Source organism: Campylobacter sp. BCW_6460 (genome assembly GCF_001762705.1).
GTDB classification, from domain to species: Bacteria; Campylobacterota; Campylobacteria; order Campylobacterales; family Campylobacteraceae; genus Campylobacter_D; species Campylobacter_D jejuni.
In genome coordinates this window covers 120,933-135,723 of the sequence record NZ_MJXI01000003.1, presented here as the reverse complement: position 1 = coordinate 135,723, position 14,791 = coordinate 120,933, and the positions used below count along the sequence as shown (strand labels likewise).

General features: G+C 31.2%; 14 protein-coding genes. 7 read left to right on the top strand and 7 right to left on the bottom strand.

Annotated elements, in window-relative coordinates:
* The first annotated feature begins 57 nt into the window (after positions 1-57).
* The 7 genes from nifJ to AJ881_RS02475 are packed head-to-tail and all read left to right on the top strand — an operon-like array spanning position 58 to position 9,262.
* The gene (gene nifJ, locus AJ881_RS02505; RefSeq protein ID WP_070283151.1) at positions 58-3,618 is read left to right on the top strand and encodes a pyruvate:ferredoxin (flavodoxin) oxidoreductase; all 3,561 of its coding nucleotides are present in this window, start codon (positions 58-60) and stop codon (positions 3,616-3,618) included.
* A 23-nt stretch (positions 3,619-3,641) separates the two neighbouring features.
* The gene (locus AJ881_RS02500; RefSeq protein ID WP_002862131.1) at positions 3,642-3,953 is read left to right on the top strand and encodes a hypothetical protein; all 312 of its coding nucleotides are present in this window, start codon (positions 3,642-3,644) and stop codon (positions 3,951-3,953) included.
* On the top strand, positions 3,931-5,343 hold the full coding sequence (mshL, locus tag AJ881_RS02495) for a pilus (MSHA type) biogenesis protein MshL (RefSeq protein WP_070283152.1): 1,413 nt from the start codon (positions 3,931-3,933) through the stop codon (positions 5,341-5,343). Before AJ881_RS02500 ends, mshL begins: the two co-directional genes overlap by 23 nt.
* Positions 5,336-5,944: an ATP-binding protein gene (locus tag AJ881_RS02490; protein ID WP_002862129.1), complete on the top strand. Its 609-nt coding sequence runs from the start codon at positions 5,336-5,338 to the stop codon at positions 5,942-5,944. Before mshL ends, AJ881_RS02490 begins: the two co-directional genes overlap by 8 nt.
* Before the next feature lie 3 nt (positions 5,945-5,947).
* Positions 5,948-6,535, top strand: a complete 588-nt coding sequence (locus AJ881_RS02485) for a hypothetical protein (protein WP_002870888.1) — start codon at positions 5,948-5,950, stop codon at positions 6,533-6,535.
* A complete protein-coding gene (locus AJ881_RS02480) occupies positions 6,525-8,084 on the top strand; it encodes a GspE/PulE family protein (protein ID WP_070283153.1) in 1,560 nt (519 codons plus the stop codon). Before AJ881_RS02485 ends, AJ881_RS02480 begins: the two co-directional genes overlap by 11 nt.
* On the top strand, positions 8,081-9,262 hold the full coding sequence (locus tag AJ881_RS02475; protein WP_070283154.1) for a type II secretion system F family protein: 1,182 nt from the start codon (positions 8,081-8,083) through the stop codon (positions 9,260-9,262). Before AJ881_RS02480 ends, AJ881_RS02475 begins: the two co-directional genes overlap by 4 nt.
* Here the strand turns inward: AJ881_RS02475 and AJ881_RS02470 are convergent.
* The 7 genes from AJ881_RS02470 to AJ881_RS02440 all read right to left on the bottom strand — a co-directional run bounded on the left by AJ881_RS02470 (position 9,255) and on the right by AJ881_RS02440 (position 14,763).
* The gene (locus AJ881_RS02470) at positions 9,255-10,019 is read right to left on the bottom strand and encodes a TSUP family transporter (protein WP_070283155.1); all 765 of its coding nucleotides are present in this window, start codon (positions 10,017-10,019) and stop codon (positions 9,255-9,257) included. The two genes, AJ881_RS02475 and AJ881_RS02470, sit on opposite strands and share 8 nt — an antisense overlap.
* A gap of 3 nt (positions 10,020-10,022) precedes the next feature.
* On the bottom strand, positions 10,023-10,787 hold the full coding sequence (locus tag AJ881_RS02465) for a TIGR02757 family protein (protein WP_044778882.1): 765 nt from the start codon (positions 10,785-10,787) through the stop codon (positions 10,023-10,025).
* Positions 10,788-10,803: 16 nt separating this feature from the next.
* Entirely contained in the window at positions 10,804-12,630 is a 1,827-nt protein-coding gene (flgK, locus tag AJ881_RS02460) for a flagellar hook-associated protein FlgK (RefSeq protein ID WP_002870892.1), read from the bottom strand.
* Positions 12,631-12,639: 9 nt separating this feature from the next.
* Complete coding sequence (locus tag AJ881_RS02455; protein ID WP_070283156.1) at positions 12,640-13,074, bottom strand: flagellar protein FlgN; 435 nt, start codon at positions 13,072-13,074, stop codon at positions 12,640-12,642.
* A gap of 41 nt (positions 13,075-13,115) precedes the next feature.
* Positions 13,116-13,313, bottom strand: a complete 198-nt coding sequence (gene flgM / locus AJ881_RS02450) for a flagellar biosynthesis anti-sigma factor FlgM (RefSeq protein ID WP_002792053.1) — start codon at positions 13,311-13,313, stop codon at positions 13,116-13,118.
* A 62-nt stretch (positions 13,314-13,375) separates the two neighbouring features.
* Complete coding sequence (locus AJ881_RS02445; RefSeq protein ID WP_002862122.1) at positions 13,376-13,717, bottom strand: hypothetical protein; 342 nt, start codon at positions 13,715-13,717, stop codon at positions 13,376-13,378.
* Positions 13,717-14,763 (bottom strand): flagellar basal body P-ring protein FlgI, encoded by a 1,047-nt coding sequence (locus AJ881_RS02440; protein WP_070278683.1) that lies wholly within the window; start codon positions 14,761-14,763, stop codon positions 13,717-13,719. The genes AJ881_RS02445 and AJ881_RS02440 overlap by 1 nt, the downstream gene beginning before the upstream one ends.
* Positions 14,764-14,791 lie beyond the last annotated feature (28 nt).

The following is a 14,791-nucleotide window of genomic DNA, read 5'->3' as shown; positions in this document are numbered from 1 at the left end:
TATAGTAAATTGATAGCTAAAAAATTATAAAAATTATCAATATAAAGGAAGGTCTCAATGGGTAAAATTATGAAAACTATGGACGGAAATGAGGCTGCTGCATACGCTGCGTATGCTTTTACTGAAGTTGCTGGAATTTATCCTATTACACCTAGTTCTCCTATGGCTGATTACACCGATATGTGGGCAGCTGCAGGAAAAAAAAATCTTTTTGGAGTTCCTGTAAAAATCGTAGAAATGCAAAGTGAAGCAGGAGCTGCAGGTAGTGTGCATGGATCTTTACAAGCCGGGGCTTTGACTACAACTTATACGGCTTCTCAAGGATTACTCCTTAAAATTCCAAATATGTATAAAATAGCAGGTCAATTACTCCCCTGTGTAATCCATGTAGCAGCGCGTTCTTTGGCTGCTCAAGCTTTGTCTATCTTTGGTGATCATCAAGATATTTATGCGGCAAGACAAATTGGTTTTGCTATGCTTTGTTCGCATTCTGTGCAAGAAACCATGGACTTAGCTGGTGTAGCACATTTAGCTGCAATTAAGGGAAGAGTGCCATTTTTACATTTTTTTGATGGTTTTAGAACAAGCCATGAAATTCAAAAAGTTGAAGTAATGGATTATGCGCATTTTGATAGATTATTAGATAGAGAAGCTTTGCTTGAATTTAGAAATAATGCTTTAAATCCAGAAAATCCAAAAACACGTGGAACAGCACAAAATGATGATATTTATTTTCAAACTAGAGAAGTAAGCAATCGTTTTTATGATGCTTTACCTGATGTTGTTAATGAATATATGCAAGAAATTTCAAAAATTACAGGTAGAGAATACAAACCATTTACTTATTATGGTCACAAAGAGCCAGAGCGCGTGATTGTTGCTATGGGTTCTGTAACTCAAGCACTTGAAGAAGTGGTGGACTATCTTAATGCCAAGGGTGAAAAGGTAGGGATTTTAAAAGTTTATCTTTATCGCCCATTTAGTTTAAAATATTTCTTTGATGTTATGCCAAAATCAGTGAAAAAAATCGCAGTTTTAGATAGAACCAAAGAACCAGGAAGTCTTGGAGAACCACTTTATCTTGATGTAAAATCAGCTTTCTATGGAAGAGAAAATGCTCCTGTTATAGTGGGTGGAAGATACGGACTTTCTTCAAAGGATGTTGATCCTGCTCAAATGATAGCAGTATTTGAAAATCTTAAACTTGATAATCCAAAAGATGGCTTTACTGTAGGTATAGTTGATGATGTAACTCATACTTCACTGAGTGCTGGAGAGAAAATTTCACTTGGAGATGAAAGTACGATCGAATGTTTATTTTACGGACTTGGTGCTGATGGAACTGTGGGCGCAAATAAAAACTCGATTAAAATCATCGGAGATAAAACGGATTTTTACGCTCAAGCTTATTTTGCTTATGATTCTAAAAAATCAGGGGGTTATACAAGAAGCCATTTAAGATTTTCTAAAAAACCTATCCGTTCAACTTATCTTGTTTCAACTCCGCATTTTATCGCTTGTTCGGTAGCGGCTTATTTGGAAATTTATGATGTTTTAGCAGGAATTCGCAAAGGAGGAACTTTCCTTTTAAATAGTATTTGGAATGCTGAAGAAACCATAAGACAACTTCCAGATGCAGTAAAGAAAACTTTAGCTGAAAAAGAAGTAAATTTTTATATCATCAATGCAACCAAACTAGCTCGTGATATAGGTTTGGGAAATCGTACAAATACCATTATGCAATCAGCCTTTTTCAAACTTGCAAAAATCATTCCTTATGAAGACGCACAAAAATACATGAAAGAGCTTGCGTATAAATCTTATAGTAAAAAAGGCGATGCTATTGTAGAAATGAATTACAAGGCTATTGATGTGGGTGCTGATGGACTTGTAAAAGTTGAAGTAGATCCAAATTGGAAAAATTTAGAGCTTAAAGAAAAAGAACAAACCAATGCCTATAAAGGTACTGAATTTGTTGAAAAAATCGTAAAACCTATGAATGCGGCTAAGGGTGATGATTTACCTGTTTCAGCCTTTTTAGGTTATGAAGATGGAAGTTTTGAACACGGCACAACCGAATACGAAAAACGCGGTGTTGGGGTTATGGTACCAAGATGGATAGAGGCAAATTGTATCCAATGTAATCAATGTGCTTCAGTTTGTCCGCATGCTGTTATCAGGCCATTTTTGATTAATGATGAAGAAATGGCAAATGCACCTCGCGGTGTAAAAGATCATGCTTTAGAAGCTAAAGGAACCAAAGGAGAAAAATTAAGCTTTAAAATTCAAGTTTCTCCACTTGATTGTACAGGCTGTGAGCTTTGTGTTCATGAGTGTCCTACTAAAGAAAAATCTTTGGTTATGGTACCACTTCAAGAAGAGATGGATTTTGGTGAGCAAGAAAATGCGGATTATTTATTTAAAGAAATCACATACAAAGATGATATTTTAAATAAAGAAACTACAAAAGGAGCACAATTTGCCCAACCTTTATTTGAATTCCATGGAGCTTGTCCTGGATGTGGAGAAACTCCTTATATTACTTTAATTACAAGATTGTTCGGTGAAAGAATGATTGTGGCTAATGCGACAGGTTGTAGTTCTATTTATGGGGGTTCAGCTCCATCAACTCCTTATAGAAAAAGTGTGAAAAATGGACACGGTCCTGCTTGGGGAAATTCACTTTTTGAAGACAATGCTGAGTTTGGTTTGGGTATGAAAATCGCAACTGAAAATACAAGACACCGCATTGAATATATCATGAATGAAAGTATGCAAGAAGTTCCAAATGCTTTATCAGCCCTTTTTAAAGATTGGATTGCAAATAAAGACAATGGTGCTATGTCTGTGGAAATTAAAGATAAAATGATCCCTATTTTAGAGCAAAATAAAAATATTAAAGCCGTACAAGATATATTAGAGCTTAAACAGTATTTAAGTAAAAAATCTCACTGGATTTTTGGTGGTGATGGTTGGGCTTATGATATAGGCTATGGCGGACTTGATCATGTTTTAGCAAGTGGAGAAAATGTAAATATTTTAGTGCTTGATACAGAAGTTTATTCTAATACAGGCGGTCAAAGTTCAAAATCTTCTAGAACAGGAGCTGTAGCACAGTTTGCAGCAGCAGGCAAACCTATACAGAAAAAAGATCTGGGTCAAATTGCTATGACTTATGGTTATATTTTTGTAGCACAAGTAAATTCAACGGCAAATTATACTCATCTTATCAAAGCTATCACTGCAGCTGAGGCCTATGATGGACCATCTTTGGTGATTTGTTATTCTCCTTGTATAGCTCATGGTATTAAAGGTGGGCTGGGCTACTCAGGAGAGCAAGGTGAGCTTGCTACAAAGTGTGGCTATTGGCCACTTTATACCTTTGATCCTCGTTTAGAAGAACAAGGAAAAAATCCTTTAACTCTAACAGGAAAAGAGCCTGATTGGGATTTATATGAGCAATTTTTGATGAATGAAGTGCGTTATAATTCACTTAAAAAAGCAAATCCTGAACATGCTGCTGAGCTTTTTGAACGCAATAAAAAAGACGCTCAACGTCGCTATAGACAGCTTAAGCGTATCGCTATGGCTGATTATAGTAATGAGGTTGAAAGCTGATAAAATATATTTTTAGTGCTACATTGTGTTTTAGCACTTTGTTTGCACAAGATAATTTTGAAGAGTATTTTAAACTTATAGATAAAGAAAATCGCATAAATTTTAATACTCTTCAAAACCCATTTGTGAATCCTACTTTTGAAAAATTAAGACATATTAAAATTACTGCAATTATGCTTGATAAAGTAAAAATTTATGATCGATGGTATAAAAAAGGTGATATGATTGATGATGCTATAATACATGAAATAAATACTAAAGAGATTAAATTCCAATATGATAATTTAGAAATTGCAATCCAAATAAATAAAAATGATAAGATTAATATTAATTAACATTCTTTTTTGCCATTATCTTTATGCTTTAGATTGTCAAAAGCGTCTTTTTGATATCAGTATTAATGAAAAATTAAGCATACAAGAAAGTCTTGATGAGCTTGCAAAATATTGTTCTTTTAGTATTATTGTTAAAGATAAAATTGCCAAAGAAAAATTAGAAACATTGCAAAATTCTGTCAATATTCATCAAATGAGTTTAGACGAAATTTTTAATTTTTTTATCAAAGAGCATGATCTTAGCTATGATTTTGATGGTAAAATTTTAAGAATTTCAGGTATTAATACGAAGATTTTTAAGATAAGTTATATCACTTCTATCAGAGAAGGACAAAGCATAACTAAAGCGTCTGTAGACGCTAAACCAAGGCAAAGTGAATATAGCGGTAGTTTTGATGATGCAGAAGACAATATGATTAAAAGTATGGAAAAATTTGATTTTTGGCAAAATATAGAAAAAGAGATTATTGTATTATTAAAAAATTCTCATGAAGATTATGAGGCTAAAACTCCCATCATAAACCCCAATGCAGGTCTTATTATAGTAACTGGAACAAATTCTCAGTTAAAAAGTGTGAAAAATTATTTGCAAAAACTAGAAAATCGTCTTAAAAAACAAGTTATTATCGATGTTAGCATACTTGCTGTGAGTTTAAATGAAAGCCATTCTAGTGGGATTAATTGGCAAAATTTTAATATAGGTTTAAATTCACAAGTAAATAATGAAAATTCTTTTATTCAGTTTCAAAATGGGCAAGGTTTTGTTAAGAATTTGGGTTTAAGGGCAAATTTAAATTTTGATTCTATTATTAACTTTCTTTCTCAAAATGGAAAAACTAGCGTGCTTTCTAATCCAAAGCTTATGGCTTTAAACAACCAACAAGCCATTATTTCTGTAGGCGATACTATAAATTATCAAGTCAAAGAAAGTTCTAAAGGTACTGAAAATGGGACTACTGTTAGTGAAAGTTATAATAATTATTCTATTTTTGTAGGCATTTTACTCAATATCTTGCCTGAAATTTCTGATGATGGAAAAATAATGCTTAGGATTAATCCAAGCTTAAGTGATTTTAAGTATCCAGAAGATAATAAACGACAAAAAGAGCCAAGAACTATTGCTCCTGATACTATACAAAAAAAGCTTTCTAGTGTTGTGCAAGTGGAGAATAATCAAACTTTAATTTTAGGTGGATTGATTTCTCACGATAAATCTAATGAGAAAAATTCTATCAATTTTCTATCAAAAATTCCAATCCTAGGTTCTTTGTTTGAAGGAGAAGTTTTAAATTCTAAAGCAACTGAAATTGTTTTTATTATCACTCCAAGTATAGTAGATAGTGTAAAGGCTCCAAGTCTTAAAGATCTAGGATTTAAGCATTATGAGTAAAATTATTCCATTTAGAGAAGAAATTTTTCATCAAATCAATCAAATTTTAGAAAGCCAAAAAGCTTTTATTTTTTTATGGGGAAAAAGCGGTAGTGGTAAAAGTGTATTGTTGCAAAGATTGGCAAAAAAATATAATGTTGATTTTATTAATGAAAATTTTAAAGATCAGAGTTTCTTAAAAGAAAAAATTGAGTTTTTGATTTCACAAGGCCAGAGTTTAATTATTCTTGATGAAGTGGGAATGTATGATTATGCAATGCTAGAAAGCATCAGGATTTATAGTGATTCTATAAGTTTTGTTTTAAGTTCTCATAAAAAGTTAAATATACTTAAAAAAGAGCATTTTAAAAGTCGTTTAAGTGCTTGTTTTGAATTGAAAAATATTAGTCTTTTAGAGCTTGATGATTATATTAAATTGAAATTCGGAATGAATTTTTCAAATAAATGTCTTAAGTTTTTACAAAAAATTTCTCAAGGAAATTTAAGATATATTGATAAAACTTTAAAAAGTTTTTATGAGATAAATAGTTTTTTTGATAAAAACAAAAGTCAAGAGTATATTTTAAAGCTTAGTGCTTTAGAGAATGGCTTATTAAGGTAAGATATGCAAGAAAGAATTAAAGAGCTTGAGCTTAGGTATAAATATTTTTTACTTAAAAAATATTTAAAATATTTATTTTTAATTGTTTTAATCTTAGCAATAGCATTTTGTTTTTTTGTGCTAATGCAAAAATATAATAAGCAAAAAAATATTTATTTGCAAGCTATTGAACATAAAAAGCATTTAGAGCAAAAGATTCTTCAAGCACAAATTTTACAAGAAAAAAATAAGATTTCTAGGGAAAAGTTATATAAAGAACTAGAAGAAGTTAAAGCGGTGCAGGAAAATACACATATTAGTAAGATAGAAATTGATTCTAAAATTTTAAATATTTCTGATTTAAAAAAATCTTTTTATCGAAATCCAAGCTATGAAAAGGCATTAAATTTAGCTAAGAAGTATTTTGATATTAAAGCCTATCAAAAGACAATATTTTGGGCTTTAAAAGCCAATGAACTTGACAAGCAAAAACAAGATTCTTGGCTGATTTTTGCTCAGGCTAAAAGAGCTTTAGGTGAAGAAAAAGAAGCTCAAAGTGCTTTAGATGCTTATATAAATTATTATGGTTTAATGGAATTAGATGGAAAGTAGAATGGATAAAATTTTTCAAGCTTATATTGATAATGAAATGAGTCTTGATGAAATTTGCACTAAATTTAATATCACTTCTTGGGATTTTTTTAAAAAATTAGCAAATTTTTGTAATTTACATTTTGTTGATTTAGATGAAGATAATGATTTTATTTATGAAGGTATACCTTTTTCTTTACTTTTAAAATTTAAATTTCTGCTTATTAAAAACAATGACGGCTTTATGATTATTAGATCCAAACCTTGTTCTTTAGAGCTTTTAGAGCAAGTTAAGACTTTTATGATTTGTGAAAAAATCGTCACTGCAATTGCCGATGAATTAAAGATAGCTAAAATTTTAAATCAAATTCGTATTCAAGAGGAGATTAAAAGATTAAGCATTAAGCTTAGACTTGAATGGCAAGAAAATCAAAAAAGAGATGATCAAAGTTGCATCAGTCAAATTTTTGATTTTTTATTACATGAAATTTTATCTTTTCATGCGAGTGATATTCACATAGAAGCAAGGAATGATGATGCTTTGATTAGGTTTAGGGTTGATGGAATTTTGCGTGAATTTGCTATTTTTGAGAAGGATGTTTATGAAGCTTTGGTTTTTCATGTCAAATTTTTAGCTTGTTTGAATTTAGCTGAATCAAGAAAAACACAAGATGGAAGTTTTGAATTAGATTTTGAAAATGAAAGATATGATTTTCGTGTTTCATGTTTGCCTTTGATTTATGGCGAAAGTGTTGTTATAAGAATTTTAAAACATGATAAAGAAATTTTGGATTTGTATAAACTAAATCTTGGAGATAAAAATTTAGAAATTTTAAAAAAGATTTTACATCGTCCCAATGGAATGATTTTATTAACCGGCCCTACAGGTAGTGGTAAAAGCACAACTTTATACGCGTGTTTAAACGAGTTGAAAAGTATTGAAAAAAAGATTATTTCCGCAGAAGATCCTATAGAGTATAAAATTCCTTTAGTGCAGCAAATTTTGCTTAATTCAAAAGTTGGAGTCGAGTTTAATAGTATTTTAAGAGCAATTTTAAGGCAAGATCCTGATATTATCATGATAGGAGAAATTCGCGATGAAGAAAGTTTAGATATTGCACTTAAAGCTTCTTTAACAGGTCATTTGCTTTTAAGCACCTTGCATACTAATGATGCTCTTAGTACCATTGATAGGCTTTTGGATATGCAAGCAAAAAGTTACTTGATAGCATCGGCTTTGAGTCTTGTTATAGCACAGCGTTTGGTTAGAAAACTTTGTCCTTGGTGTAAGCAAAAAAGCAAAAAACATTATATTGAATTTGAAGGTGAATTTTTTGAACCAAAAGGATGTGAGCGTTGTCATCATAGTGGATTTTTTGGCAGAGAATTAATCGCTGAGTGCTTAGAGATCAATGAAGATTTAGCTTGTGCAATTAGGGAAAATCAAGATAAAACGATTTTAATGGAGCTTGCAAAAAAATATGGCTTTCAAACTATGTTTGAACAAGGTTTAAAAAAAGCCAAAGAAGGTCTTACAAGTATAGATGAGCTTTTAAGGGTTGTAAGATGAAATTTTATGAAGTAGAATTTCTTAAAAACAATCAAAAATATACAAAAACTATAAAAGCTGAAAATTTAAATATAGCACAAGCAAAAGCCTTATCAAAGAATTGGAAAATCATTGATATAAAAGAAATTCAAAAATCTAATTTTCAGAGATTAAAGGAAGAAAATTTCATACTCTTTTTTAAAGAGCTGGCTTTGTTGTGTGAAGTTGGATTAAGTGTTCAAGAAGCGATTAGAGAATTATATCTTATGCATTCTTGCAAGATTATGAAAAAAATATTAGACAATTTAATTTTAGCCCAAAATTTAAATCAAGCTTTTGAAAATGCTAATTTTGGATTAAATCGTGCGGAGCTAGCTTTGATTAAAACGGCTGAAAAGACAGGAAAAATCAGTGAAGTATTTAGTCAAATTTCTAAACTTCGAGAAAAAAGCTTAGAGACTCAAAAACAATTAAAAAAGGCTTTTAGATATCCTACTTTGGTTTTTTTAAGTATTATCGGAGCATTTTTGTTTTTAATGCTTTTTGTAGTGCCTAATTTTAAAGATTTATTTGAAAATTTAGGCGTGAGTTTGCCTTTTATCACGCATGTAATGTTAGAAATTTATAATTTTTTAGATGGCTATGGAATTTTTTGCACATTTTTGTTTGTTATTTTTATTGTTATGCTTATTTTAGCTTATAAAAATTTTCATTCTTTTGCTTTTTCTTGCGATTTTTTATTTTTAAAAATACCTTTGATTTCTCGTTTGATTATTTATAATCAAAATTATTATTTTTTTATGGTTTTTTCTTTACTTTTAAAAAATGGAATTTCAATATCTAAAGCTTTTGATTTAGCTATTATAGGGCTTGAAAATAAATTTTTAATTTTTCAGTATAAAAAACTTTTTAGTTTTATAGATTCTGGTCTTGAGTTAAGTCAGGTTTTTAAAAAGATTGATATTTTTGATTCTTTGGTATTTTCTATGCTTAGTGTTGCGATGAAAAGTGGAAGACTTGAAGTATTAAGTGAAGAAATTGCCAAATATTATCAACAAAAAAGCGAAAATTTGATGGATAGATTTTTGGTTTTTTTAGAACCTATGATGACTTTATTTGTAGCGCTTTTAGTTTTGTTTTTGGCTTTAGGTATATTCTTACCTATGTGGGAGCTTAGCTCAGGGGTCAATTTTAACTAAAATAATCCCAAGCTACTTTAATGATAGTAGCTCCTACAACGATTAAAAATAAAGTTTTTATAAACTTTCCATTAGTTTTTAATACAAGTTTTGAGCCTAAATAAGCTCCTAAAACTTGTCCTACGCCCATAAGCAAGCCTACAGCCCATAAAAGTTCGTATTGCCATAAAAATATAGCAAGAGCAATGATATTACTAGTGAAATTTAAAATTTTAGTATTAATGCTTGCTTTTCTCATATTAAAACCTAGTAGCATCACACAAGCAAAAATCCAAAATGAACCCGTTCCAGGCCCTAAAAATCCATCATAAAATCCTAAAGTTAAGCCACAAATTAAATGAAAAATTTTGATATTTTTTATTATAGGTTCGCTTTCGTGTTTACCTAAGTTAGGACGCAAGGCTGTATATAAGAAAGTAAGAGTTAAAAAGATTAAGATAATAAGCTTTAATTGCTCATCTTTTACAAAAAGAACGCTATAACTTCCTATAGCTGCTCCTAAGGCTGTAAAAAAAACACCCCAAGCAAGATGAGGTAGAGTGGTGGATTTAAAATAAGTTAAAGTAGCCGTAAAAGAACCAAAGACGCTTTGGAGTTTGTTTGTTGCTAAAGATAAATGCGCAGGAATCCCACAGGCTATGAGCGCTGGTAGAGTAATAAGCCCTCCTCCACCTACAATAGAATCTATAAAACCAGCAAAAAGAGCTACAAAAAAAAGTATAAAATAATAAATTGTATCTAAGTGCTCAAAGCCCATTTTTCACTCCTTAAATTTGTCAATTTCCTTACTTTGCCCTAAACGATAGAGTGCAAAGTCATATTTTATGGGATCATTTGCATCTAATTTTTTTAAATTTTGCGTGAGTTCTAAAACACTTTTATAATCATATATTTTACGCTTTAGAAGTCCTAAAGTCAAGGAAATTTTATGTGTATGTGTATCAAGTGGAATTAAAAGATCTTTGGTGTGAATTTTGGTAAAAAGTCCAAGATCAAGTTCATCTTTTCTAACCATCCATCTTAGATACATATTATAGCGTTTAAGAGGTGAAGTAGGGGTGTTTTGCCAAATTTTTCCAAAGAAAAAATCATACCCATAACTTGAATATGAATTTAAGGTTTTGATTTTTTGCATAAAAGCTAAGATGGCATCTGTGGTATTTTCTCTTTTTTGATAGGCTTGATAAAAAAGTTCGTAGAGTGAAATTTCATTTTTAAGTCTTGAAAGAGTGATAAAAATTTCTTGTATATCTTTCTCATTTTGGAAGCGGTATTTTAAATTTTTAAGTTCTTTTTTTATTTGTTTTTCTTGAAGGTTTAATAAAGAAAAATCAAGTTTTTTTAGAAAATTTACTATATTTTTAGCATTTCCATAGGCAAATAAAGCACAAATTAAGGCAGTAAATTCATCATTGTGAATTTTAGCAATTTGCAAAGGATCTGGAGTTTCAAAAAGGGAATGATTGGTGTTTTTTTGATTGGCTAAAAAATCAAGCTTGGCTTTAAGATGGATAAAATTTTTCACTTGATATTACTAGAGCTTAAGATTTAAGTCCTAGTAAGGTATCAAGCATTTGATCTACAGTTGAGACGATTTTTGCTGCAGCACCGTAACTTGATTGGTATTGTATAAGAGCGGCTAATTCTTCATTTGTATTTACACCACTTTTAGATTGGTACTCGCTATAAACAGAATTATAAAGAGTTTCATTGCTTGAATTTACAACATTGTTATTTTCACCATCTGAGGCTATTTTACCTGTAAGTTTGCGGTAATATTCTTCCATGGTAAGATTATCAATAGTGCCATCTTCATTATAAAAATTAACTTTATCATATTGAAGTTGGATGATTTTATTTGCCATGTCATTGCCACTATCAACCCCATTTGAGCTTGCTCTTACTGTGCTTGGATCATTTAAGATAGAATCTTTTACTTTCATGTCACTTGCATCGGTTCCGCTGAAAAAACCACCTATGCTAAACGCACCTGCGAAATTTGTGCCTTTATCTTCAATGGCTACCTTAAAGCCTGATTTTGCATTGATTTGGAATAAACCATCTCCAGTTTTTGCATCGTAGCTAAAACTTGCATTGATATGATCATCAACATCATTATTTGCATTGTGATCGTTATTATCATCTGTATTAGCATTGATTTGACGCATGATATCATTCATGGTTGTATTTACATCTATGGTGATGGTTTTGGTGAGTTTTTTATCGCCTTTATCATCATAAATGACTATATCAAAACTTCCTGGTTGTATGGTTCTGTCGTAATTAACTAAAGGAATATCTCCCTTAAGTCCAGATAGATAATCAGAAGTAACAGAACTTTTCGCAGAACTCGCATAAAGATTGTTAGTTTCGTTGATCATGGTCTTAGCAAAAGTATCTAAAGAATCCATATAACCTTGGATAATTCCATCTTCATATTTTCCTTCGCTTTTGCTATAGTTTCTACCGCGTAAGTCAAGTTGAGCACCAAGCTGTCCACCGTTAATCTTTGCAGTAAGATCGCGAACTTTTTCATCAGGAGTTTCATAATAAATGCTATAAGATTTATTCTTATCATCATAATCAAGTTTTAAAGGATGAAAATTTATCCCATCTACTATACTAAAACCTTCTATACTTAGATTGTATTGATGTCCTGGATCAGTGATGGTTGTATCAAGGCGATTGTCTTGATTGATTTCATTTTTGCTTGCAACTGCACTAACTAGCTTTGAAAGGGTAAGTTCAAGTTCATCTCTTCTATCCCTAAGCTCATTTGCGTGTTCTGTTGGTAAGGCTTCTTGTCCATAAATTTGTTTATTTATAGTGGCAATTTCTTCACCGATTCTATTAATCTCATCAACCGTATTTTTAATATCATCATTTACTTTTTTTTGGATTTTATCCAAGGTTGCAAAAGTGTTATTAACGCTTTCTGTTAAGGTTTGAGAAGCTTTTACAAGGGCTATTTTTGTGGCATTTTCATTAGGGTTAGATGCAAAATCATTCCAAGCTTTGTTATAATTTTCTAAATCTTTCAAAATTCCAGTATTTTGTAAGTCTGGAAAACGCTGAGCGATTTCTTGTAAGGTTGAAGCCATATATTTAGTGTATTCTAGTTGGTTTGATGCACCTTTTAATTTATAGTAAGAATACTCATCATGCAAACGCACTATACTTTCTATAGCAGTTCCTGTGCCTACTTGAACTCCACCTGTGGTAATATACCCATTTGTAGTTTGCACTACTCTTTGGCGTGTATAAAAAGTTGCATTAGCATTTGAGATATTATTTCCAGTTGTTGCGATTTGAACTTCGCTTGCCTTTAAGCCTGTAACACCTGTGTATAATGTTCCAAAAATACCCATTATAAATCCTTATACATTGATCTTGAAAATTGACTCTGGATTTGTCTTTTTATCTCCATAAGCATTATTTGTTCCATCATTGATATCAAACATTTTATTTACTAAGCCATCAAGAAAATCTTTGACAATAAGAATAAATTTAGCATACTCTTTGTTTTTACTATGAAGGTTTTGAAGATTTTTTTTAAGTAGATCTAGTTTTTGTTTATCTTCATCATCTAAGAGTTCACTAAGCCCTTTTGTAGAGCTATTATTTAGCTCAACCAAGGCAACATCAAGTTGTTTTTTAGCTGTAATAAATTCGGCGATAAGTTTGTTTTTTTCTTCTACACTTGGCGTTACACTCTCATGTTTAGCCACTTTGATATTTTCTATATCTTCTTCGGTTAAAGCAATAAGTTTTGCTAAGATAGCATTTACTTCATCAAGTCTTTGTTTAAGCATATTTTCTCCTTTTCTCTCTCAAAAAAAGGAGAATGAAAGTTTTAGATTAAAGAGTCAGCAATCGCAGCAGCTGTAGCTTTTGTATCAATTTTATAAGTACCGTTTTTAATCTGCTCTGCAATTTTGCTCGCTTTATCATTTTCCGTTTTTTGAGTATCGTTTGTTTTAGTTTCTTTATCTATTCTATTTGTATTTAATGTGGTATTTGCCACATAACTTTGTTGTATAGGATTGATCATTTCTGCCTCCTTGATCTTAGTTATAATCCTCTACAAACCATATCGACCCAAATTTAAAAAACTTAACCCCTTTCTTTTAAAAAATCGTATAATAATTTTGAAAAACCCATACCTCCACTTAAAGCTTTACTCATGGTATCGTTATACATGGAAGAGTATATTTCATCACTGGCATCTTTTCCAAAGAGTGAATTTTGACTTTTTAAAGATACGTCTAAAACTTGCTTTAAAAAAAATGCCTCAAAAGCATCTGTTTGTTCTTTTAAGGCTTCATCTTCTTTGCTCTTTGTAACTATATCATTATCATTTATTTTGATGCTTGATTCTAAACTTCTTGCTTTAGCTGCACGATCAAGTAAAGCACTATTCATACTATAAGTATTTAAAAAATTATCGATTTTCATTAGATGATCTCCAAATCCGCGTTAATTGCACCTGCGCGCTTTAAATTTTCCATAATAGCGATAATGTCATTTGGGGTTGCTCCAAGTTTGTTAAGCATTCTAGCTATATTTGCAACTGTACTTTTTGCATTGTTGATTCTTAAGGTATTTGAACTTGGATCTACAAAACCACCATCTTTCATATCGATTTCATTTTGATTAGCTACTGCGTTATTGTTTGGATCTATTTTTATGGTGATATCTTTATGAGTGATTAAAACAGGTTCTACCTCTACATCAACTCCAGCAATCACTGTTCCTGTTCTTTCATCAATGATAACTTTGCTTTGTGGTTTATAAGCTATATCTTGTTCTAAAACTCTTGCCATAAAATCAACATTTGAAAGATCTTCAGGTTTTTTGAGTTTTACTGTGCGAGAGTCGATGGCTTTAGCCACTTCTTCGCCAAAGACAGTATTTAAAACTCTTTCTATATCATTTGCGGTTTTAAAGTCCGCTACTTTTAAGCTTAAGGTTAGATCATTATTTTGACTAAAATTTTGTGGAATTTCTCTTTCTACATTAGCTCCGCCCATTACGATTGCAGCAGTTGAGTGAGAACCTGCTCCTCCTGGTCTAGGTGTTAAACCTCCTGTTGAGATAGAGCCTTGTGCTATAGCATAAATTTCACCATCAATCCCACGAAGTGCAGTCAGTAAAAGTGTTCCGCCTTGTAAAGATTTTGCATCACCCATAGATGAAACGGTAATATCAAGTTTATCTCCGCTTTTTGCAAAGGCCGGAAGTTTGGCTGTAACCATAACAGCTGCGGTATTTTTTGATTTGATATCGTTAGGATCTACTTTGATATTCATACCTTGCAAAAGGTTTGAGATGGATTGTAGTGTAAATTTAGAGCTTGTTCCATCGCCGCTTCCATTAAGCCCTACAACAAGTCCATAACCTATAAGTTGGTTATCTCTTACACCTACAGTGTTTGCTACATCCTTGATTTGCACTGCAAAAATGCTTGTCATAAAGAGTAAAAATATCGTTAAAACTCTCATGGATTCTTCCTTTAATCTATTGTTGATG